Origin of the sequence: Rhodococcus sp. BP-241 (assembly GCF_019836145.1) — a bacterium.
GTDB lineage: Bacteria > Actinomycetota > Actinomycetes > Mycobacteriales > Mycobacteriaceae > Rhodococcoides.
On record NZ_JABUEI010000012.1, the window covers coordinates 1 to 20,303 of the forward strand.

The 20,303-nt window shown below is 68.3% G+C and carries 18 protein-coding genes and 1 pseudogene; 11 read left to right on the top strand and 8 right to left on the bottom strand.

The genetic code is table 11. From position 1 onward, the window contains the following. From HQ308_RS19360 to HQ308_RS19370, 3 genes and pseudogenes are all read left to right on the top strand, one after another. A pseudogene (locus HQ308_RS19360) lies at window positions 1-775 on the top strand (DNA polymerase III subunit gamma/tau); the annotation flags it as partial. Between the two features lie 176 nt (window positions 776-951). Continuing rightward, window positions 952-2,163 carry an acetyl-CoA C-acetyltransferase gene (locus tag HQ308_RS19365; protein ID WP_222638981.1) on the top strand — a complete coding sequence of 404 codons (1,212 nt, stop codon included), beginning with the start codon at window positions 952-954 and terminating at the stop codon, window positions 2,161-2,163. 8 nt (window positions 2,164-2,171) lie between these two features. Continuing rightward, window positions 2,172-4,322 (top strand): 3-hydroxyacyl-CoA dehydrogenase NAD-binding domain-containing protein, encoded by a 2,151-nt coding sequence (locus HQ308_RS19370; RefSeq protein ID WP_222638980.1) that lies wholly within the window; start codon window positions 2,172-2,174, stop codon window positions 4,320-4,322. Between the two features lie 50 nt (window positions 4,323-4,372). Here the strand turns inward: HQ308_RS19370 and HQ308_RS19375 are convergent, their stop codons facing one another. After that, complete coding sequence (locus tag HQ308_RS19375) at window positions 4,373-5,512, bottom strand: lipase family protein (protein ID WP_222638979.1); 1,140 nt, start codon at window positions 5,510-5,512, stop codon at window positions 4,373-4,375. Window positions 5,513-5,620: 108 nt separating this feature from the next. Here HQ308_RS19375 and HQ308_RS19380 point away from each other — a divergent pair, with 108 nt between their 5' ends. Then, complete coding sequence (locus HQ308_RS19380) at window positions 5,621-5,809, top strand: hypothetical protein (protein WP_027506631.1); 189 nt, start codon at window positions 5,621-5,623, stop codon at window positions 5,807-5,809. Here HQ308_RS19380 and fadD5 read toward each other — a convergent pair. The 3 genes from fadD5 to HQ308_RS19395 all read right to left on the bottom strand — a co-directional run bounded on the left by fadD5 (window position 5,806) and on the right by HQ308_RS19395 (window position 10,157). Further along, window positions 5,806-7,341 carry a fatty-acid--CoA ligase FadD5 gene (gene fadD5 / locus HQ308_RS19385; protein WP_222638978.1) on the bottom strand — a complete coding sequence of 512 codons (1,536 nt, stop codon included), beginning with the start codon at window positions 7,339-7,341 and terminating at the stop codon, window positions 5,806-5,808. The genes HQ308_RS19380 and fadD5 overlap by 4 nt on opposite strands. 87 nt (window positions 7,342-7,428) lie before the next feature. Further along, window positions 7,429-8,748 carry a class I SAM-dependent methyltransferase gene (locus HQ308_RS19390; RefSeq protein WP_027506633.1) on the bottom strand — a complete coding sequence of 440 codons (1,320 nt, stop codon included), beginning with the start codon at window positions 8,746-8,748 and terminating at the stop codon, window positions 7,429-7,431. Beyond that, on the bottom strand, window positions 8,745-10,157 hold the full coding sequence (locus HQ308_RS19395; protein WP_222633435.1) for an FAD-binding oxidoreductase: 1,413 nt from the start codon (window positions 10,155-10,157) through the stop codon (window positions 8,745-8,747). The genes HQ308_RS19390 and HQ308_RS19395 overlap by 4 nt, the downstream gene beginning before the upstream one ends. A gap of 228 nt (window positions 10,158-10,385) precedes the next feature. Between HQ308_RS19395 and HQ308_RS19400 the strand changes: the two genes are divergently transcribed. From HQ308_RS19400 to recR, 3 genes are read left to right on the top strand one after another with little or no spacing between them, the layout of a single operon-like run. After that, window positions 10,386-10,820, top strand: a complete 435-nt coding sequence (locus HQ308_RS19400) for an SRPBCC family protein (RefSeq protein ID WP_222638998.1) — start codon at window positions 10,386-10,388, stop codon at window positions 10,818-10,820. Window positions 10,821-10,878: 58 nt separating this feature from the next. Next, window positions 10,879-11,217: a YbaB/EbfC family nucleoid-associated protein gene (locus tag HQ308_RS19405; RefSeq protein ID WP_204869622.1), complete on the top strand. Its 339-nt coding sequence runs from the start codon at window positions 10,879-10,881 to the stop codon at window positions 11,215-11,217. Window positions 11,218-11,233: 16 nt separating this feature from the next. Then, on the top strand, window positions 11,234-11,845 hold the full coding sequence (gene recR, locus HQ308_RS19410) for a recombination mediator RecR (RefSeq protein WP_027506637.1): 612 nt from the start codon (window positions 11,234-11,236) through the stop codon (window positions 11,843-11,845). Here the strand turns inward: recR and HQ308_RS19415 are convergent. Beyond that, window positions 11,842-12,510 carry a response regulator gene (locus HQ308_RS19415; RefSeq protein ID WP_222638977.1) on the bottom strand — a complete coding sequence of 223 codons (669 nt, stop codon included), beginning with the start codon at window positions 12,508-12,510 and terminating at the stop codon, window positions 11,842-11,844. The genes recR and HQ308_RS19415 overlap by 4 nt on opposite strands. Further along, window positions 12,507-14,156, bottom strand: a complete 1,650-nt coding sequence (locus HQ308_RS19420; protein WP_308115830.1) for an ATP-binding protein — start codon at window positions 14,154-14,156, stop codon at window positions 12,507-12,509. The genes HQ308_RS19415 and HQ308_RS19420 overlap by 4 nt, the downstream gene beginning before the upstream one ends. Before the next feature lie 136 nt (window positions 14,157-14,292). On the opposite strand from HQ308_RS19420, the gene HQ308_RS19425 reads away from it, so the two are divergent. From HQ308_RS19425 to HQ308_RS19440, 4 genes are all read left to right on the top strand, one after another. Then, window positions 14,293-15,279 (top strand): tripartite tricarboxylate transporter substrate binding protein, encoded by a 987-nt coding sequence (locus tag HQ308_RS19425; protein WP_222633438.1) that lies wholly within the window; start codon window positions 14,293-14,295, stop codon window positions 15,277-15,279. A gap of 104 nt (window positions 15,280-15,383) precedes the next feature. Further along, window positions 15,384-16,790: a CitMHS family transporter gene (locus tag HQ308_RS19430; RefSeq protein ID WP_222638976.1), complete on the top strand. Its 1,407-nt coding sequence runs from the start codon at window positions 15,384-15,386 to the stop codon at window positions 16,788-16,790. Window positions 16,791-16,821: 31 nt separating this feature from the next. Continuing rightward, window positions 16,822-17,223: a universal stress protein gene (locus HQ308_RS19435; RefSeq protein ID WP_056443269.1), complete on the top strand. Its 402-nt coding sequence runs from the start codon at window positions 16,822-16,824 to the stop codon at window positions 17,221-17,223. A gap of 20 nt (window positions 17,224-17,243) precedes the next feature. Further along, entirely contained in the window at window positions 17,244-18,320 is a 1,077-nt protein-coding gene (locus HQ308_RS19440) for an AbrB family transcriptional regulator (protein WP_308115831.1), read from the top strand. Here the strand turns inward: HQ308_RS19440 and HQ308_RS19445 are convergent. After that, window positions 18,317-19,018, bottom strand: coding sequence for a type 1 glutamine amidotransferase (locus HQ308_RS19445; protein ID WP_222647549.1), 702 nt, complete (start codon window positions 19,016-19,018; stop codon window positions 18,317-18,319). The two genes, HQ308_RS19440 and HQ308_RS19445, sit on opposite strands and share 4 nt — an antisense overlap. Next, window positions 19,011-20,297 carry a MurT ligase domain-containing protein gene (locus HQ308_RS19450; protein ID WP_027506645.1) on the bottom strand — a complete coding sequence of 429 codons (1,287 nt, stop codon included), beginning with the start codon at window positions 20,295-20,297 and terminating at the stop codon, window positions 19,011-19,013. Before HQ308_RS19450 ends, HQ308_RS19445 begins: the two co-directional genes overlap by 8 nt. Window positions 20,298-20,303 lie beyond the last annotated feature (6 nt).

Here is a 20,303-nt window from a genome sequence, read left to right on the forward strand (position 1 = left end):
CACCCCCGTAGCCGTGGAACCCCCGGCCGCCGAATCGACGCCACCCGAGCCCACCGAGTCGGCACTCGAGCAGACAGAGACGGCAGCAGAGACAGCACCCGAGCCCGCCGCGCCGAGTCCCGCCGCGGCGGAGGGTCCGGATGCCGCGGACGTGCGCGCCGTCTGGTCCGAGGTGCGGACGAAGGTGCGCGAGCGCAGCCGCACCGTCGAGGTGATGCTCTCGGGCGCCACCGTGAAGTCCGTGGGGGACGGGGCGATCGTGTTGGCTCACGACTCGGTACCCCTGGCCAAGAGGCTGGTCGAGCCCCGCAACGCCGAGGTCATCAAGGACGCGCTGCGTGACGTCTTCGGCGTCGAGTGGACCGTGGTCTGCGAGGCGGGCGACGGCACCGCTCGGTCGGCGGCACCGGCGCCGGCATCCGCCCCGGCCGAGCGCCCGGCGTCCACCGGCCCTCGGTTCTCGCGCCCGAGCAGGTCGGCGCCCACCCCGGAGCCGGCACGGCCGGCGCAGTCCGGCAGCGCCCCGGCGCGGTCGACGCCCTCGCGCCCGTCCGACGACGACATCCCCCCGCCGCCCGAGGAGCCCGACTATCCGGACGACCCGGGTCCCTCGCCGTACGACGGTCCACCTCCCCCGGAGAGCCCGGAGGAGCAGGAAGAGCTCATGAAGCAGGCGAAGGAGCCGGTCGATCCGTCGACGCGTCGCGATCCGGACGAGGTCGCGCTCGAGCTGCTGCAGTCCGAGCTGGGTGCCACCCCGCTGAAAGACGTCTGACCTGCTGCTGACGGTGTGAAACACCGGCAGGAGTGTCACAGTGCGCGCTCGTTTCGGTCCTTTCGGCAGCGCGGCTCCATGCCTAGGGTGAATGGCGTCGAGGTCTGTCCTCGTGGGCGCCGGTGTCTCCAGTGCACCGTGCTGCCCGAGTCTCACGTCGGAAGGAACTGTGTTCAGTGACCACAGAGGCATACATCTACGAAGCCATCAGAACACCGCGAGGTAAGGGCAAGAACGGGTCGCTGCACTCGGTCAAGCCGATCTCGCTGGTCACCGGGTTGATCGACGAGCTCCGCCGTCGTTTCCCCGACATGGACGAGGATCGCATCTCCGATCTGATCCTGGGCGTCGTCTCGCCCGTGGGAGATCAGGGTGCCGACATCGCCCGTACCGCGGTGCTCGCCGCGAAGATGCCCGACACGGTCGGCGGCTTCCAGCTCAACCGTTTCTGCGCGTCCGGCCTCGAAGCCGTCAACCTCGCCGCGCAGAAGGTGCGGTCGGGCTGGGACGAGCTCGTCATCGCCGGTGGCGTGGAGTCGATGTCCCGCGTTCCCATGGGATCGGACGGCGGCGCGTGGGCCATGGACCCGCAGACCAACTACGACACCTACTTCGCCCCCCAGGGCATCGGCGCCGACCTCATCGCGACGATCGAGGGCTTCACCCGTGAGGACGTCGACGCGTACGCCGCGCAGTCCCAGGAGCGCGCTGCAGCCGCATGGTCGGGTGGCTACTTCACCAAGTCCGTCGTGCCGGTCACGGACCAGAACGGTCTGCTGATCCTCGACAGTGACGAGCACATGCGCCCCGGCACCACCGTCGAGTCGCTCGGCAATCTCAAGCCGGCCTTCGAGGGCATCGCCGCGATGGGCGGGTTCGACGACGTCGCGCTGCAGAAGTACCACTGGATCGAGAAGATCGATCACGTCCACACCGGCGGTAACTCGTCGGGCATCGTCGACGGTGCGGCCCTGGTCGTCGTCGGCAGCGAGGACGCCGGCAAGTCGATGGGCATGACGCCGCGCGCTCGCGTCGTCGCGACCGCCACCAGCGGCGCCGACACCACCATCATGCTGACCGGGCCGACGCCCGCGTCGAAGAAGGTGCTGGCCGCGGCCGGCCTGACGGTCGACGACATCGACCTGTTCGAGCTGAACGAGGCATTCGCCTCCGTGGTCCTGCGCTTCCAGCGCGACCTGAAGATCCCGGGCGAGAAGCTCAACGTCAACGGTGGCGCCATCGCGATGGGCCACCCCCTCGGTGCCACGGGCGCCATGATCACCGGCACCGTGCTCGACGAGCTCGAGCGTCGGAACGGCCGCTACGCACTGATCACCCTGTGCATCGGCGGCGGCATGGGCGTGGCCACCATCATCGAGCGAGTCTGAGGAACAGCATGAGTGACAACATGATTCAGTGGGACCAGGATGCCGACGGCATCGTCACCCTGACGATGGACGACCCGAACCAGGGCGCCAACACGATGAACGAGCTCTACAAGACCTCGATGGGCGCCACGGTCGACCGCCTCGAGGCCGAGAAGGACTCCATCACCGGTGTCGTCGTCACCTCGGCGAAGAAGACCTTCTTCGCCGGTGGCGATCTCAAGAACATGATCAAGGCCGGCCCCGCCGACGCCCAGCAGATCTTCGACGAGGTGCAGACGGTCAAGTCGCAGCTGCGTCGGCTCGAGACGCTCGGCAAGCCTGTCGTGTCCGCGATCAACGGCGCCGCACTCGGTGGCGGCCTGGAGATCACGCTGGCGACGCACCACCGCATCGTCGCGGACGTTCCCGGTGTCCAGCTCGGCCTGCCCGAGGTGTCGCTGGGCCTGCTGCCCGGCGGCGGCGGCGTCACCCGCATCACCCGCATGATGGGTATCCAGAACGGCTTCATGTCGGTGCTGTCCCAGGGCACGCGATTCCGCCCGGCCAAGGCGCTCGAGCTCGGTCTGGTGCACGAGGTCGTCGGCAGCGTCGAGGAACTCGTTCCCGCCGCGAAGGCATGGATCAAGGCCAACCCCGAGGGCGGCGTCGCCCCCTGGGACGTCAAGGGCTACAAGATCCCCGGCGGCACGCCGTCCAATCCCAAGCTCGCGCAGATCCTTCCGGCGTTCCCGTCGAACCTGCGCAAGCAGATCAAGGGCGCGCCGATGCCGGCACCGCTCGCGATCCTGTCCGCCGCGGTGGAGGGTGCGCAGGTCGACTTCGACAACGCGTCCACCATCGAGTCGCGCTACTTCACGTCGCTCGTCACCGGCCAGGTGTCGAAGAACATGATCCAGGCGTTCTTCTTCGACCTGCAGGCGATCAATGCCGGCAAGTCCCGCCCGGACGGCCACGAGAAGACGCAGTTCACCAAGGTCGCCGTGCTCGGCGCCGGCATGATGGGCGCCGGCATCGCCTACGTCTGTGCCAAGGCCGGAATCGACGTCGTCCTCAAGGACGTCGAGCAGGCGTCCGCAGACAAGGGCAAGGCGTACTCCGAGGCCATCGAGGCCAAGGCGCTCTCACGCGGCAAGACCACGCAGGAGAAGTCGGACGCGCTGCTGGCGCGTATCCACCCGACTGCCGATCCGAAGGACGTCGAGGGTGCAGACCTCGTCATCGAGGCGGTCTTCGAGTCGCAGGACCTCAAGCACAAGGTCTTCCAGGAGATCGAGGACCTCGTCGCACCCGATTCGCTGCTCGGCTCGAACACCTCGACGCTGCCCATCACCGGTCTCGCGACGGGTGTCAAGCGCCAGGAAGACTTCATCGGAATCCACTTCTTCTCGCCCGTCGACAAGATGCCGCTGGTCGAGATCATCCGCGGTGACAAGACCTCGGATGCCGCTCTGGCCAAGGCATTCGACCTCGTGCAGGCCATCAAGAAGACTCCGATCGTCGTCAACGACAGCCGTGGCTTCTTCACCTCCCGCGTGATCGGCACCTTCATCAACGAGGCCATCGCCATGCTGGGCGAGGGCGTCGAGCCCGCGACCATCGAGCAGGCCGGTCTGCAGGCGGGCTACCCGGCGCCGCCGTTGCAGCTCTCCGACGAGCTGACGCTGACGCTGATGCAGAAGATCCGCAAGGAGACCTACGACGCGATCGTCGCAGCCGGCGGAACTCCTCCCGAGGATGCCGCGGGCGCGGTCATCGACAAGATGGTCGACGAGTTCGAGCGTCCGTCGAAGGCCAAGGGTGCCGGCTTCTACGAGTACGTCGACGGCAAGCGCACCGGCCTCTGGTCGGGTCTGCGTGACGCCTTCAAGTCGGGTACCTCGGAGTCGTCGTTCGAGGACCTCAAGGAGCGCATGCTCTTCATCGAGGCGATCGAGACGCAGAAGTGCTTCGACGAGGGCGTGCTGAACACGACGGCCGACGCCAACATCGGCTCGATCTTCGGTATCGGCTTCCCGGCGTGGACCGGTGGCGTGCACCAGTACGTCGTCGGCTACGAGGCCGCGGACGGCTCGATCGGCAAGGAGGCGTTCGTCGCCCGTGCCGAGGAGCTGGCCAAGCAGTACGGCGAGCGGTTCACTCCGCCTGCGTCTCTGCGCTAGTCACGAGTACACGACAGCCCCGCACCTCCTGGTGTGGGGCTGTCGTCGTCTCAGCTCAGGACGCGCGCGGCGAAGTCGAGTGATGCGGGCATGGAGGCCATCAGGGTGCCGATGTGATCGGGCGTCGGAAAGGTGACCAGCTGGAAGTCCGTACCGGCAGCGGTCATCCGGGCCGTGTGGACGAACGTGAGCGGAGCCGGAACCGTCTGATCGGAGAGGCTCTGAGTCATGAGGAGCGGCCGGTCGTAGCCACTGACGGGGACGGCCTGCATCTGCGCGAGCACGGGGGCCAGCGGCGTCAACGGGCGCGTGAGGAGCTCCCCGAACTGGGCCGGGTGCGCCGAGCGATAGTCGCGGAACTCGGTGCCGCACAGCGTGGTCGCAGCGTCGAGATACTCGACGCCCTTCGGCGTCAGGTACTGCCGGACGTCGAGTTCCGGACGCTGGTCCGCCAGTCCGGCGAGGGTGTAGAAGACGTAGCCGAGAAAGCCGCTGGGGACGACCGGCGGGAGAACCGGACCGACCAGCGGGAGCACGGTGTCGAGCCCCGTCGGGCCGGCCACGGACACGGCGCCGCGGAAGTCGAGGTCCGGTGCGCGGGTGGATGCCGCTGCGGCGGTGAAGAAGGACGTGTTGCCGCCCTGGGACAGGCCGGTGGTGATCCATTCCGGCGAGAGCCGATCGCCGAGCATCGTGTGTGCTGCGCGGACGATGTCGATCGCGTTGGCACCGGCGGCGGGTCCGTCCAGATAGGCGTGCACACCCGGAGTCCCCATGCCCGCGTAGTCGGTGGCCACCACGGCGTGGCCGGCGGCCAGCCACGCCTCGATCGCCGGACGCTCGTACTGCGCGGTGCCCGTCGCCGACGGTGCACACGAGTCGGCGACACCGGTGGTGCCGTGGGCGTAGGACACGACCGGCCATCCGTCGGCGGGAGCATCGCCTGTGGGCACGAACACCGTGCCCGTCGACTCCCCGGCCTGCTCGGCCGTCCGCAGCGTGGAGTAGCGCACCACATAGCTCTCCGCGGCGCCGGCGGGTGCCAGCGCGGGATCGAGCGCGGTGCTGGAGAGCACCGTGCCCGCGGCCGTCTCGGCGGACGCGGGAGCAGGGACGAGAAGGACGGACGACGCGAGTGCGACGCACGCGACGAGGACCGGTGGACAGAATCGTCGGGGAAGAGAAGTCACGGACAGCAGTCCATCATGTCGAGCGGCGTCCGTGGTGTGTCCCGTCGCGACGATGTGTCTCGTCACGAGAACGGGCCCGACGCGGCATCAGGGGACTAGGTTCGACACGTGAAGACTCCCGTTGTCACCGTCATCGGTGCCGTGATCGCCGTCATGGGCCTGCTGTTCAGCCTCCAGGGATTCGGGGTGATCGGTGGCAGTGCGATGAGCAACACGACCACCTGGTCGATCCTCGGCCCCGTCATCCTGATCGTCGGAGTGGCGATCGTGGTGGTGAGCAGGCGCCGAGGGGTCTAGTCGGAGAAACGCCTGCGCAGGTCGACCTTCACGACCTTGCCGCCGGCGTTGCGGGGGAGCGCCTCCACCAGCACCAGGTGGCGCGGGTGCTTGTAGTGCGCGAGGCGTCCGTCCAGCCAGCCGACGAGGTCGGGAAGCGTGAGGTCCGGCTCGTCGGTGCCGCGCTGCGCGACGACGGCGACGGGCACCTCACCCCAGCGGTCGTCCGGGCGGCCTATCACTGCTGCCTCGAGGATTCGGGGGTGGGAGAACAGCACGTTCTCGACCTCGGCGCAGTAGATGTTCTCGCCGCCGGAGATGATCATGTCCTTCTTGCGGTCGACGACGAAGACGAAGCCCTCCTCGTCCTGACGCACCAGGTCGCCGGAATGGAACCAGCCGCCGTGGAACGCGTCCGACGTGGCGGCAGGGTTCTCCCAGTACCCGTGCATCAGCGTCGGCCCGCGATAGACGATCTCGCCGATGTCACCTCGCGGGACGTCGACCATGTCGTCGTCGACGACCCGAGCCTCCACCGTGGCGACGACGCGTCCCACGGACCCGAGTTTGCGGAGTGCGTCGCCGCCGTCGAGGACGCAGGTGATCGGCGACATCTCGGTCTGACCGAAGACGGCCACGGTGAGGGCGTCGGGGAAGGTCTGCGACATCGCCCGCAGGACGGTGTCCGACGCCGGCGCCGCACCCCACGAGATCACTCGCAGCGACAACGTCCTGGGGCGGCGCGCCTGTTCCGCGCAGACCGCCTGCCACTGCACCGGCACGAGGAACAGGGTGGTCACCGCCTCGGCCTCGAGGACGTCGAGCAACGCGGCCGGATCGAACGCACCGACGGGGTGGACGACGGTCGGGATGCCGAGCTTGAGGCTGGGGGCGATGCTGCCCAGGGCGGCGATGTGGAACATCGGTGACGCACAGAAGTTGATCTCGTCGACTCCGTACATCTGCAGGGCGCGAATGCAGGTCAGCGCCTGAGCCTGCATGTTGGAATGGGACAGCACAGCACCTTTGGGGCGGCCGGTCGTTCCCGAGGTGTACATGATCAGAGCCGGTGCGTCGTCCGGGACGTCGGTGTCCGGCGCGGGCGCGCCCTCGCGGATCAGAGCCTCGTAGGTGTCCCCGTCTCCGCCCACCACGATCGAGTCCGCGACGCCCACCGCCGCGGCGAGCGGCGCCAGAGCGTCCTCCACGACGATGAGGCCGGCGCCGCTGTTCTGCGCGAGGTAGGTGATCTCCGGGGCGCTCATCCGAAAGTTGACGGGCACGGCGATCGCACCGACGGCATTGATGGCGAGCACCGATTCGATGTACTCGGGCCGGTTGAGCATGAGGATCAGCACCCGGTCCCCGGCCGTCACGCCACGGTGGGACAACCCGCCGGCGAGTGCGTCGACACGATCGCAGAGGCCGCGCCAGGTGTGCGTCGTCCCGCCGAAGCGCAGCGCCACGCCCGCGGGATTCATCAGTGCGTGTCGTCGTACCTGGTTGTTCCAGTTGTCCCGCCGTGCACGTCCGGGCTGCGACTGATCCGCCATCTCGGGTGTCCTCTCGTGGAGTCGCACCCACTCGGGTGTCGACAGTCCCCGTGATTCGACACCCGAGACGGCGTCCGTGTCAGTGGATCAGCCGATCCACCAGGGCCGCAACGGAAGACCCGCGTCGTTGTTCTCGTCGAGCTTGACGGCGAGCACCTGGTGCAGCTGGACCACGTTGCGCTCGAAGCCCAGGCGTGAGCCCGCCATGTAGAGGCCCCACACGCGCGCGGTGCCCTCACCGACCTCCGCGACGCAGGCGTCCCAGTTGTCGACGAGGTTGCGGCACCAGTCCCGGAGCGTCATCGCGTAGTGCTCGCGCAGGTTCTCCTCGTGACGCACCTCGAGGCCCACGTCCTGCATCTCGGTGATGATGCGGCCGGATCCCGTCAGCTCGCCGTCGGGGAAGACGTAGCGGTCGATGAAGCCGCCGGCCCGCGCCGACGAGCGGTTGTCCGGGCGGGTGATGCAGTGGTTCAGGACGCGGCCACCCGGGCGCAGCTTTCCCTTGATGAACTCGAAGTACGCCGGGTAGTTCGAGACGCCGATGTGCTCGGTGAGGCCGATCGACGACACGGCGTCGAAGTCGCCCTCGACGATGTCGCGGTAGTCGCTGTGACGCACCTCCGCGAGATCGCTCAGACCGTCGGCGGCGATGGCGTTCTGCGCCCACTCTGCCTGCTCGCGCGAGAGCGTGGCGCCGATGACGTGGACGCCGCGACGGGCCGCGTAGCGCACCATCGAGCCCCAGCCACAACCGATGTCGAGCAGTCGGTCGCCCGCCTTCAGGTTCAGCTTCTCGAACACCAGGCGGTACTTGTTCTCCTGCGCCTCCTCGAGCGACGCCTCGAGAGTCGGGTAGGCGGCGCAGGTGTAGGTCATCGACGGGCCGAGTACGTACTCGTAGAACGTGTTCGACACGTCGTAGTGGTGGTGGATGCTCTCGGCGTCCCGAGTCTTGCTGTGCCGCAACCCCTCGGCGATACGCCGCCAGCGTGGGAGGGACTCCTGGGGCGGGGGAGCGATGGGACGCAACAACTCCCATCCGAGAGACCGGGTGACGGTCGCCAGTGCGCGCGCGGACGGACGTTTGAAGTGCAGGTCGTCGCCCAGCATCCGGAGCACGTCGTACGGGTCACCCGGGTGGGCGCCCTCGATCTCCAGATCGCCCGAGACGTAGGCGCGAGCCATGCCCAGGTCGCCGGGGGCGGTCGCGAGGTAGGTGGTGCCGCGGGGTGAGGTGAGCCTGAGCCCGTACTCGGAATCCTCGGCACCGGCCGTACTGCCGTCGTACGCCGAGAATCGAACGGGCAGATCACCTTCGGTGAACTGCTCGAGAATCTCGGCGATGGAGAGTTTGGGGGAACCGCCGGACAGGCCGGGGTTCCGTTGATCTTTGAATGTCGTCATCGACGATGCACCGCCTTCGAATACAGATCCAACAACCGCGAATCGGGGTCGTACTTCTCTTTGAGTCGGCGGTAACCGTCACCGCCGTAGAGGGCATCGAACTCGTCCCTGTCGTAGAACGAGTCCGAGTAGAGGGACTTGTGACCGTCGAACTCGGTCACCTTCTTCTCGATCCGACGGTTGGCTGCCCCGTCGGGTTCACCGGGGACCACGGGCACCGACGACCAGAAGCCGACGTTGACGTAGGTGCGGTGAGGTTCGAGCGGATAGAGGGGCCACCCGCGTACTCCGGCGTCGGAGTCCTGCGCGTCGGCGTACCCGTCGGGTTCGCGAAGTCGCAAGGGACACAGCCACAACGGCTCGATCGGGATCTCGTCGAGGAACCACGAGACGAACGCGGCCGTGTTCTCGATCGGCACCTCGATGTCCTGCACCACGCGCTCGCGGATCGGGTTGCCCTTGCGCTTCTCGAGACGGTCGGCGATGTCGTACTTCTGGTCGAGCGCGATCAGCTTCCAGTAGAAGCTGCTGCGCAGGTACTTCTTCGGCCAGAGACGTCGGATGCGCGGGTTCTGCGCACCGAAGGCGCGCGAGCACCAGAACCAGTCGGTGTCCCACCGCCACAGGTAGTCGCGCACCGTCAGGCGGTCCGTTCGCGGTGCGGTGCCGTCGTGCTGGATGGACCGGTAGAAGATCGCCGAGTCGGTGTAGTCGCTCACCGGTCCCGGCTCGTCGGTCTGCCGGCCCAGGGTCAGATAGGCCTCGGTCCCGGAGAACACCACCCCGTCGAGGTAGTCGACGCGGTCACCCTCGTACTCCCGCTCCGCGACGATGCGCGCCATGACCGTCTGCACCGACTCGAGGTCGTGGAACCGGACGTGGCGTAGGGCGACATAGGGAAGGACGGGCTCGAGTTCGATGCGCAACCGTGTCGAGTAGCCGAGGGTGCCGTAGGAGTTGGGGAACCCTCGGAAGAGGTCGCCGTACTCGTTGTCGGGAGTGGCCGTGACGACGTCGCCCGATCCGGCGAGAATGTCGATCTCGAGGACGGACTCGTGCGGAAGGCCGCTGCGGAACGACGTCGACTCGATGCCGAGGCCGGTGACCGCGCCGCCGAGCGTGATCGTCTTGAGCTGCGGCACCACCAGGGGAGCGAGCCCGTACGCCAGGGTGGCGTCGACGAGGTCCTCGTAGGTGCACATTCCCTGCACGTCGGCGGTCATGGCGTCGGGGTCGACCGAGATGACGCCTCCCAACCCGGAGACGTCGAGTCCGGGGGCGGAGTTCTTCGGCCTGGCCCGGAAGAGGTTGGAGGTCTTCTTCGCCAGGCGGACGGTCGCGTCCCGGGGAATGGCACGGTAACTGGCCAGAAGCCGTTCCACACCCGCCCGATGTCCCGCTTGTCCGATCTCGTGCGGACGGTTGCCGCCCCCGCCGGGTTCCCGCGCTCCCCCGAGCGCCGCATCGACTGTCTGAGCCACGCGAGAACGCTATACGGAGGTTGTTCGCAACGCTATGGAAGGTGCCTCCCGACGAGGAAACTTCACACGATCGTTGCGCTCGATTCGCCCGGGCGTGGACGTGAAACAATGAATGTCACCGTCCGTCCCACCCCGACATCAGGAGTTCTCCCCGTCATGGCCAAGGTCAGCGCGAGCAGTTCCCTCACCATCAGTGCGGCTCCCGACAAGGTCCTCGCGGCACTGTCCGACTACGAGACGGTGCGTCCGCGCATCCTGCCCGAGCAGTACCGCGACTTCGCGGTCATCGAGGGTGGGCAGGGCGACGGCACCGTCGCTCGCTGGGTCCTGCAGGCGACCGAGAAGCGCTCGCGGAACGTGCTCGCGACCGTGTCGGTGTCCGGCGCGACCGTCACGGAGAAGGACGCCAACTCGTCGATGGTGACCACGTACCTCGTCGCCCCGAGCGGTAGCGGGTCGTCGGTCACCACCACCACGGAGTGGACGGGCGCCGGCGGTGTCGGCGGCTTCTTCGAGAAGACGTTCGCGCCCCTTGGACTGAAGAAGATTCAGGCGCAGCTCCTGCAGAACCTCTCGCGCCAGGTGGAGTGAGGCACGCGGCTACGCTCGACCGACACGATCTCGTCACCACTTCGGAAGGACACCCGCCGTGCAACCCGGTGAACAGCCCGACATGTCCCAGCTGCTGCAGCAGGCCCAGCAGATGCAGCAGCAGTTGATGGCAGCCCAGGCGGAGATCGCCGCGACTGAGGTCACCGGTCGCGCCGGCAACGGTCTCGTCGTGGCGACGGTGAAGGGCAGCGGCGAGGTGGTCGGTCTGACCATCGACCCCAAGGTCGTGGATCCCGACGACGTCGAGACCCTGCAGGACCTGATCATCGGTGCGATCGCCGACGCGTCCCGCGCCGCGGGTGAGGTCGCGTCGCAGAAGCTCGGTCCCCTCGCCGGCCTGGGCGGCGGCGGACTCCCCGGCCTGCCCGGCTTCTAGAACCGGGTCGAGAAGCGTGTACGAAGGTCCGGTCCAGGATCTGATCGACGAGCTGGGTAAACTTCCCGGTGTCGGACCGAAGAGCGCGCAGCGCATCGCCTTTCATCTGTTGGGGGTCGAGGCGCCCGAGATCGACCGTCTGCAGAAGGCGTTGCAGCGCGTCCGCGACGGGGTGCAGTTCTGCATCGTCTGCGGCACCGTCTCCGACAAGGAACTGTGCCGCATCTGTGCGGACCCGCGCCGTGATCGGACGAAGATCTGCGTCGTCGAGGAACCCAAGGACGTGCAGGCCGTCGAGCGCACCCGCGAGTTCAAGGGCAGATACCACGTGCTGGGCGGCGCGTTGGATCCGCTGAGCGGGGTCGGTCCCGATCAGCTGCGCATCCGGGAGTTGCTCACCCGCATCGGCAATCAGGAGGACGGCGTCGACGTCTCCGAGGTGATCATCGCGACCGACCCCAACACCGAGGGGGAGGCGACGGCCACCTACCTGCTGCGCATGATGCGTGATTTCCCCGGCCTGTCCGTCACCCGGCTGGCCTCCGGACTGCCCATGGGCGGCGACCTCGAGTTCGCGGACGAGCTCACGTTGGGCCGTGCGCTGTCCGGCCGCAACGTGATGAATTAGCGCTCGAGCCGATAGAGGCGCTCGGGTCGCCCCACGTTGCCGTAGTCGAGCGAGACGGTCACCCGGTCGACGTCGCTGAGGTATTCCAGGTAGCGGCGAGCGCTCGACCGCGACATCCCGGTCCTCTCGGCCATCGTGCTCGCCGAGGTCTCGCCGGGATTCTCCCGCAGTTGGTGCTCGACCATGGCCAGCGTCTCGGCGCTCAGGCCCTTGGGGAGCCGCGTCGCGGTCCCGCGCACGCCGAACGCCTTGTCGACGGCGTCCTGCTCCGCCTCGTCGATCGCGGCCAGCGACTCCCGTGTGCGGCGGTAGTGCTCGAGGCGCTCCTGCAGTGCCTGGAACTTGAACGGCTTGATCAGGTAGTGCACGGCGCCCGCGCGCAGTGCCTTGCGCACCGATTCGGCCTCGCGCTCGCTGGTGATCACCAGGACGTCGAGGTCGGGGATGATCTCCCGGAACGGGCCGATGAGATCGAGCCCGGTGACGCCGGGCAGATGGACGTCCAGCAGCACCAGATCGGGACGGGTGTGCTCCACCTTCTCCAGCGCTTCCTGCGCCGTGTGCGCCACCCCGCACACCTCGAATCCGGCCACCTTGGTGACGAAACCGGTGTGCACCCGCGCGACCATGAAGTCGTCGTCCACCACCAGCACCCTGAGTGTCATCGCGTCCTCCCCCCGGATCCGGTGACGGCCCGGAAGACCGTCCACCGCCTACCGTCCTCGACTCTGTCACTCACGCCGACCTCACCGCCGCGTCGGCGGCACACGACACGCACGAGGGCGAGGCCGAAACCGTGCCCGTCGAGCGACGTCCCCTTCGTGCTCCACCCCTGCTCGAACACGCGATCGGCATCCTCCGTGCCGATGCCGGGGCCGTTGTCGGCCACCTCGACCTCGATCCCGTCCGCGTCCGCGACGATCCGGACGCGCACCACCGCGTCCACCGACTGCCCCTCGAGGACTGCGTCCACAGCGTTGTCGACGAGGTTGCCGACGACGGTGCAGAGGTCTCGGGAGGCATCGTCGTCGAGTCGCGGGAGGTGTGAGGCGTCGTCGAGCGCCACGGTCACCGAGCGGGCCGCGGCGGCGCCGATCTTGGCGATGAGCAGCGCCGCGACCCCGAGATCGTCGATGCGGTCGGTCACGGTGGACGTGAGGCGCTCACGATGCTCGGTGATGCCGTCGACGTACCGCTCCACCTCGTCGTACTCACCGAGCTGGACCAGTCCCGAGATGGTGTGCAGCTGGTTGTCGAACTCGTGGATGTGCTCCCGCAGTGCCGTCGAGCTGGTGCGGCTGATGTCGAGTTTGCTCTGGACCTCGCTCAGTTCGGTGCGGTCACGGAACGTGGTCACCGTGGCCACCTTCTGTCCCGACGCCTCGATCGGCACCGTGTTGAAGACGAGGATGCGATCTCCGGTGAGGACGAGCTGGTCGCCGTCGTCGCTCGGGTGACGCAGGACGTCGAGGACCCGGTCGTCGAGTCCGAGCTCCTCCACCCGCCGGCCCACACCGTCCTCGTCGAGGCCGAGCATGTCGTGTGCGCTGCGACTCAGCAGGACCACCCGACCCGACGGATCCAGCGCCACCACGGCCTCCTTGAGGCCCTCGAGCATCGCCTGCCGCTGGCGCACCAGGTCGACGATCTCCCCGGCCTCCATTCCCATGGTCTGCCGCTTGACGCGTCGGGCCAGCAGGATCGACCCGACGGCGCCCAGAACGGAGGCCACGGCAAGGTAGATGACGAGGTCCGGGGTCGCCTGCGCGAGGCGCTCCCACACCGACGGGTACTCGCGGCCGACGATCGCCACACCGACGATGCGGCCGTCGGCATCGAGCACCGGGACCTGTGACTGCACGGACGCGTCGGGGGACACCGCGGTGTTGGCGCTCGTCTCGGCGAGACCGGTCCAGGATCGGCCCGTCCGCGCGCCCGCTCCCTCGGCCGCCGATTCCTGTCCCACCCGCGACGGGTCGGTCGCGACGACGATGATGCCGTCGGGGTCGGTCAGTTGCGCGTAGTCCAGACCCGAGACGGCCCGCACCGACTCGACTGCACCCTGCAGCGCCGTACGAATGCGGGGCTGGGCGGAGGCGAGCAGTTGTCGCACGGTGGGACTCGCGGCGAGGTTCTCGGCAGCCGACTGGACGCGCAGACCCTGTTCGCGCTGGAAGGTCGCCGACGCCTGGGCCAGTGACAACCCGCTGATGACGACGAGCACCGCGACGATGATGAGAAGCTGCAGTGCGAGCAGTTGCGACGAGAGGGTGCGGCGTGTTCCGAAGATGCGCAGTCGCCGCCCGATCACGAGGTGAACCGTACCGCCGGGCGAGCGCGGAATTCGTGCATCTGCGTGCGCTACGGACGCTCACAATGAACACAATCCCGTTTGTGCACCAAAGGGTGACCACAGTCACAAGATCCGACACAGTGAGACCGTGCCCATGAACCGACGCCTCCGCATCAGCGCTCTCGCAGCGTTGCTCGCGGTGCTCTGCACGGCGACCGCGTGCAGTGCGGGGGTGTCGGCCATGGTGACCGGGGCGGAGGAGCCGGGACTTCGTGTCATCGCTCCGTCGGTCGCCGGTGGCGGTTACGACCTGACCGCTCGCAGTCTGGCCCGAGGTTGGGCCGCGGAGGGCGTCGTGGTGGACGACGTCCTCGTACTACCCGGATCGGGTGGTGTCGTGGGACTCAATCGTCTCGCTCTCGAACAGGGCAACGATCGACTCCTGCTGGTGATGGGGCTGGGTCTGGTGGGCGCACTGTCCACCACCCCGTCCGATCACGAGATCGCGGACGTCACCCCGATCGCCCGACTCGTCACCGAACCCGAGGTCGTCCTGGTGCCGGCAGCATCCCCGCTGCGGACTCTGGCCGATCTCACGAACGCCTGGCGACAGGATCCCGCGGCTCTGCAGTTCGCCGGCGGCTCCGCGGAGGGTGGGCCGGACGGGTTGTTCCGGACGCAGCTCGCCCGCACCGTCGGTGTCGACCCGCGAGCATCCGAGTACCGCGTCTTCGACGGCGGCGGCGAGTTGCTGCCGGCCCTGTTGACCGGCGAGGTCGACGTCGCCACCACCGGCGTCAGCGAATATCTGGACCAGATCGCGTCCGGCACGGTCCGGGCGCTCGCAGTCTCGAGCTCCGAACGTGTCGACGGCATCGACGCGCCCACTCTGCGGGAGCAGGGAGTCGACCTCGACTTCGACAACTGGCGCGGCATCCTCGCCCCGCCGGGACTGCCACCGGAGCGCGTCGACCGCCTGATCGCCGACGTCACAGCACTGGTCGGGTCGCCGCTCTGGCAGGAGATCCTGGCGCAGAACGGGTGGCGAGACGCGCTGCTCACCGGAGACGACTTCGCGTCGTTCCTCCGCGAACAGGCCGACCTGGTCCGCTCGACCATCGATCCACCCACCGACGGCTGACGCCGCACTCCTCCGTACTGCGCCACACCTGTGCCCGCAGCCTGCCTCGACACACCCTGCACTGATCGAACCCTGCACTATTCGAACAACGAGGAGTAGTAACCATGTTGGTGATACTCGGCTTCCTCATGGTTGCCGCTTTCATGTTCCTGATCCTGACCAAACGAGCGACTCCGGTGGTCGCCCTGATCCTGGTCCCGGTCATCTTCGGCCTGTTCGCCGGCGCCGGGCTCGGCATCGGCGACATGATCACGGACGGCATCAAGTCGCTCGCCCCCACGGCAGCGCTGCTGTTCTTCGCGATCATCTTCTTCGGCATCATGATCGACGTGGGTCTGTTCGACCCGCTGGTGCGCGGCATCCTGCGCCTGGTGCGCAACGATCCGATGAAGCTGGTCGTCGGCACCGCGGTGCTCGCCATGGTCGTGTCCCTCGACGGTGACGGCTCCACCACGTTCATCATCGTGACGTCCGCGCTGCTGCCGCTCTACCTGAAACTCGGTGTCTCACCGGTCATCCTGACGGTCGTCGCCGGCCTCGCCAACGGCACCATGAACATCATCCCGTGGGGTGGCCCGACCGTTCGCGCCGCGTCCGCGCTGGGCATCTCGCCCTCCGACGTCTTCATCCCGATGGTGCCGTCGATGATCGCCGGCCTGATCATCGTGCTGCTCTTCTCGATCCACCTGGGTCTGATGGAGCGTCGCCGCCTCGGCTCGCTGGTCTACGACACGGAGCTGGTGGGCGCCGGCGTGGGTACCGACGGCACCGGAACCGGAAACGGAAAGACCCGTCGCAGCACCGGAAGCGCCGACATCACCACCGGCGACGACGAGAACGACGGCAAGGCCGGCCAGTTCATCGACGGCCTCGACCCCAACCGTGACACTCTGCGTCCGAAGCTGCTGTGGTTCAACGCGATCCTGACCGTCACGCTCCTCGTCATCCTGGTCATGGACATCCTCCCCATCCCGGTGCTGTTCATGATCGCCGCCTCCATCGCGCTCACGTTCAACTTCCCGAAGGTCAAGGAGCAGGGCGAGGCCATCGCACGCCACTCCGCCTCGATCGTCTCCGTCGTCGCCATGGTGCTCGCAGCTGCCGTCCTCACCGGCGTGTTCTCCGGTACCGGAATGGTCGAGGCCATGGCCGAGTGGCTCCTCGGCGTCATCCCCGACGCGATGGGTCCGTTCCTGGCCGTCATCACCGGAATCCTGTCGATCCCGTTGACGTTCTTCATGACCAACGACGCCTTCTACTTCGGCATCCTCCCGGTCCTCACCGAGACCGCCGCCCAGTACGGCATCGAGCCGGTCGAGATGGCCCGCGCCTCCATCACCGGACAGCCGGTGCACCTGCAGAGTCCGCTGGTTCCCGCCATCCTGCTGCTGGTCACCCTGGCCGGCGTCTCGCTCGCCGACCATCACCGCAAGGTTCTGTGGCGCGCGACCGTCGTGTCCCTCACCATGCTCGCCGTGGGTGTTCTCCTCGGCCAGATCCCCTTCGGCTGATCAGCATCCACGAGAGAGAGGAGTCACCGACATGAGTGTCGCCGTCGTGCACAACAGTTCCGAGGAAGGCCGCAAGGCACTCGGATCGGCAGTCCAGCAGGCCCGGTCCGCAGGAACCGAACTGGTCGTCCTCCACGCCTTCTCCGGATCCGCGGATCCCTCCTCGGAGGCGAAGGAGACCACCGCGGTCGAGGACTCGATCCGCGCGTCGCTCGCCGCGCTCGGAGAGTCCGAGGCGCAGTGGACTCTCGCTGCGGCCCAGCCCGATCCGGACGCGACCACCACACTGCTCGCGCTCATCGACAAGGCGGACGCCGAGTTGCTGGTCGTCGGGTCGCGGCATCGGTCGGCCGTCGGCAAGTTCCTGATGGGACAGGCCGTCCAGCGCCTGCTTCTCGAAACACCGGTACCGGTGCTGCTCGTCAAGTCGTGAGCGGAGTTCGTACCGTCGCTGTGAGCGCCACCCGCTGGGTGGCGCTCACAGCCGTGTCCGTGGCCGGATGGTTCGCGCTCGACGCCGTCGGCCTGACGGCGCCGTCGTTGTTCGCGGCACTGGTGGTGGCGGTGGTCTTCGCCCTCACCGGACTGGGGCCGCGCGCCGTCCCGCGCGCGGGATCCATGGCGGCGCAGGGAACGTTGGCCGTCACCATCGGTCTCATGGTGGATGTCGAGACGCTGAGTGCGCTGGGGGACAACTGGTTTCCTGCGGTCGCCATCGGGATCGCGACGCTCGTCGTCAGCGCCGGCTGCGGTGCACTGCTCGCATTGAACAAGGACGTCACCGCGGCCACCGGGATGCTGGCGCTGATCGCGGGCGGGGCCACCGGTCTCGTCGCGACAGCGAGAGAGCTCGGCGGCGACGAACGTGTGGTCGCGGTGGTGCAGTACCTGCGGGTGGCACTGGTGGTGGTGACCATGCCTCTGGTGGTCACGTTCGTGTTCCACGCCGACACCCACTCGGTCGCGGCGGCCGCACCCGACGAGAATGCGCTGCCGTGGTGGGTGGGTCTGCTGTTCCTGCTCGGCGCTGTTCTCGTCGGCATCGCGGTGGGGCGGCTCGCGCGGCTTCCTGCACCGGCCACGCTGGGTCCGCTGATGGTGTCCGGCGCCTGCGCGCTGCTGGGCTGGCCCGTGGGCATCGAGGTTCCCATGATCGTGCTGCCACTCGCGTTCCTGGTCATCGGATGGCAAGCGGGACTGGCGTTCACGATGTCGAGCATGCGCCTGATCGGCCGACTCTTCCCCTACGCGTTCGCGCTGGTGCTCGGCATCGGCGTGATCTGTGCGCTGCTCGGATGGGCGCTGTCCGCGTGGACCGGGACCAGCCTGCTCACCGGCTACCTGGCGACGACCCCCGGCGGGTTGGCGGCAGTGCTCGCGGTGTCCGCGTCCACCGGGTCCGACGTCACGTTCGTGGCGTGCGTGCAGCTCATCCGGCTGGTCTCGATGCTCGTGGCGGCACCGCTCATCGCCCAGCTCCTGATGCGCCGGGCGGCGCGGAGGCCGGCCGAGGATCCGGTCTCGGTCTAGCGGCGCAGACGCTCGGTGCGCAGCTGCTCGACGTCGGCCAGGTGCAGCGGCTCGAGGGAGTGACCCAGAGCTGTCTCGAGCAGATGGTCCGCCAGTTCGGGATTGCGGGCCAGCGCCGGTCCGTGCATGTAGGTGCCGATCACCGAGCCCTGCACGACGCCCTCGTTGCCGTCGCCGACACCGTTGCCGATGCCGTGCTCGACGCGCGCGAACGGTGCGGCATCGGGACCGAGAGTCGTACCGCCGCGGTGGTTCTCGAAGCCGGTCAGCGTCTGGGTCAAGCGGTCGGACACCGGGCGGGTGATGACCTCACCGATCGACCGGGTCTCCTGCGGCGCCGTGGTGACGTTCAGCATCGAGACACCGTCGACGCGTTCGCCGGAGCTCGTCTCGTACCACTCGCCCAGCACCTGGATCGCCGCGCAGATGGCGAGCACCGGTGCACCGCGCTCAGCGGCGCGCTGCAGTCCGGGGTAGCGCGCGAGGTGCTTCGTCGCGAGTCGCTGCGCCGAGTCCTCCGCTCCGCCGAGCACGTAGACGTCGAGGGACTCGGGCACCGGATCGGCGAGGGTGATCGACACGATCTCGGCGTCGAGTCCGCGCATCAGCATGCGCTGGCGCAGGACGAGCGCGTTGCCGCTGTCGCCGTACGTGCCCATGACGTCGGGCAGGACGAGCCCGATACGGAAATCAGACACCGGGTGCCTCCTTCGCGGTCTCGCGCGCCAGCGCCCGGCCGAGGTCACGGAAGGCCGTGTAGTTCGCCAGGACCTCCACGCGCCCGGGTGGGCAGGAGGCGATGGCCCGCAACGGGTTCGGCACCACGGTGTGGTCGGCTCCGGCGTACGTCAGGCGAACTCCCAGGTCGGTCGCACGTTCACCGGCCGCCACCACCGTGGTGTTCTCGAAGTGCTCGAACCGCACGTCCCACAGCCACGACAGATCCTCGCCGTCGGGCACCTGGCCGTTGACGGCGATCACCAGGCCGTCGGCGGCCGGGTCGATCATCGACAGTGCTTCCTGCCATCCGGCGGGGTTCTTGGCCAGCAGCATGCGCACGGTGTGGGATCCGTACTGGATCGAGCTGTAGCGGCCCGCCACCTCGTCGACCGCGGACACCGCGGCGACGGCCTGCGCGGGATCGGCGCCCATCGTGACCGCGGCAGCGACGGCCTGCGCCGCGTTTCCGCGGTTGGCCCGGCCGGGCAGCGTCAAACTCATGGGGAGCACGAGACCGTCCGGGCCGTACAGGTTCTCGTCGTCGAGCCACCACTGCGGCTCCGGCCGCGAGAACTCCCGCCCGCCCTCCAGCAGACCTGTGCTGCGCCAGTGCGTGCCGTTCCACTCGATGGGTTCCCCGGTGCGGGGGCAGCTGACCGAGTCGCCGACCCACCCGCCGCCGGCGGCCACCCACACGGTCCGCGGAGCGTCGTACGCCGCGGACGTCATCAGCACGTCGTCGCAGTTGGCGACGACGACGGTGTCGGGATGGGCGACGATTCCCGCGCGGAGCTTGCGCTCGATCATGTTGATCTCGCCGACGCGGTCGAGCTGATCACGGCTGAGGTTCAGCAACACCAGGACCTCGGGGTTCACGGCGTCGCACACGTGCGGGACGTGCAGCTCGTCGACCTCGAGGGCCGCCAGCGGCGCGGTGCGCCGTGAGTTCAGCGCGGCGACGATGCCCGCGTCCATGTTGGCGCCGTCGGCCTGCGTCGCCACCTCGCCCAGTGTCGCGAGCGCCGCCGCGGTCATCCGGGTGGTGGTCGACTTGCCGTTGGTACCGGTGATGACGGCCGTGCGTCGATTCGCGCCCAGGCGCGACATGAGGGCCGGGTCGATCTTCAGCGCGACGAGACCGCCGATCATCGATCCCTTGCCGCGACCGGCCTTCTGCGAGGCCCACGCGGCCGCGGAGGCCGCCGACAGTGCCAGGCGTCCGCGGGCTCCGAGGTGCCGTCTGCTGCTGTCGATCATGGTGTC

Excerpts from the sequence above, each read along its gene's own strand:
- HQ308_RS19370 (WP_222638980.1), top strand. The coding sequence starts at position 2,172 with ATGAGTGACAACATGATTCAGTGGGACCAGGATGCCGACGGCATCGTC.
- fadD5 (WP_222638978.1), bottom strand. The coding sequence starts at position 7,341 with ATGGCGGATCAGTCGCAGCCCGGACGTGCACGGCGGGACAACTGGAAC.
- HQ308_RS19390 (WP_027506633.1), bottom strand. The coding sequence starts at position 8,748 with ATGACGACATTCAAAGATCAACGGAACCCCGGCCTGTCCGGCGGTTCC.
- HQ308_RS19400 (WP_222638998.1), top strand. The coding sequence starts at position 10,386 with ATGGCCAAGGTCAGCGCGAGCAGTTCCCTCACCATCAGTGCGGCTCCC.
- HQ308_RS19415 (WP_222638977.1), bottom strand. The coding sequence starts at position 12,510 with ATGACACTCAGGGTGCTGGTGGTGGACGACGACTTCATGGTCGCGCGG.
- HQ308_RS19425 (WP_222633438.1), top strand. The coding sequence starts at position 14,293 with ATGAACCGACGCCTCCGCATCAGCGCTCTCGCAGCGTTGCTCGCGGTG.
- HQ308_RS19430 (WP_222638976.1), top strand. The coding sequence starts at position 15,384 with ATGTTGGTGATACTCGGCTTCCTCATGGTTGCCGCTTTCATGTTCCTG.
- HQ308_RS19435 (WP_056443269.1), top strand. The coding sequence starts at position 16,822 with ATGAGTGTCGCCGTCGTGCACAACAGTTCCGAGGAAGGCCGCAAGGCA.
- HQ308_RS19450 (WP_027506645.1), bottom strand. The coding sequence starts at position 20,297 with ATGATCGACAGCAGCAGACGGCACCTCGGAGCCCGCGGACGCCTGGCA.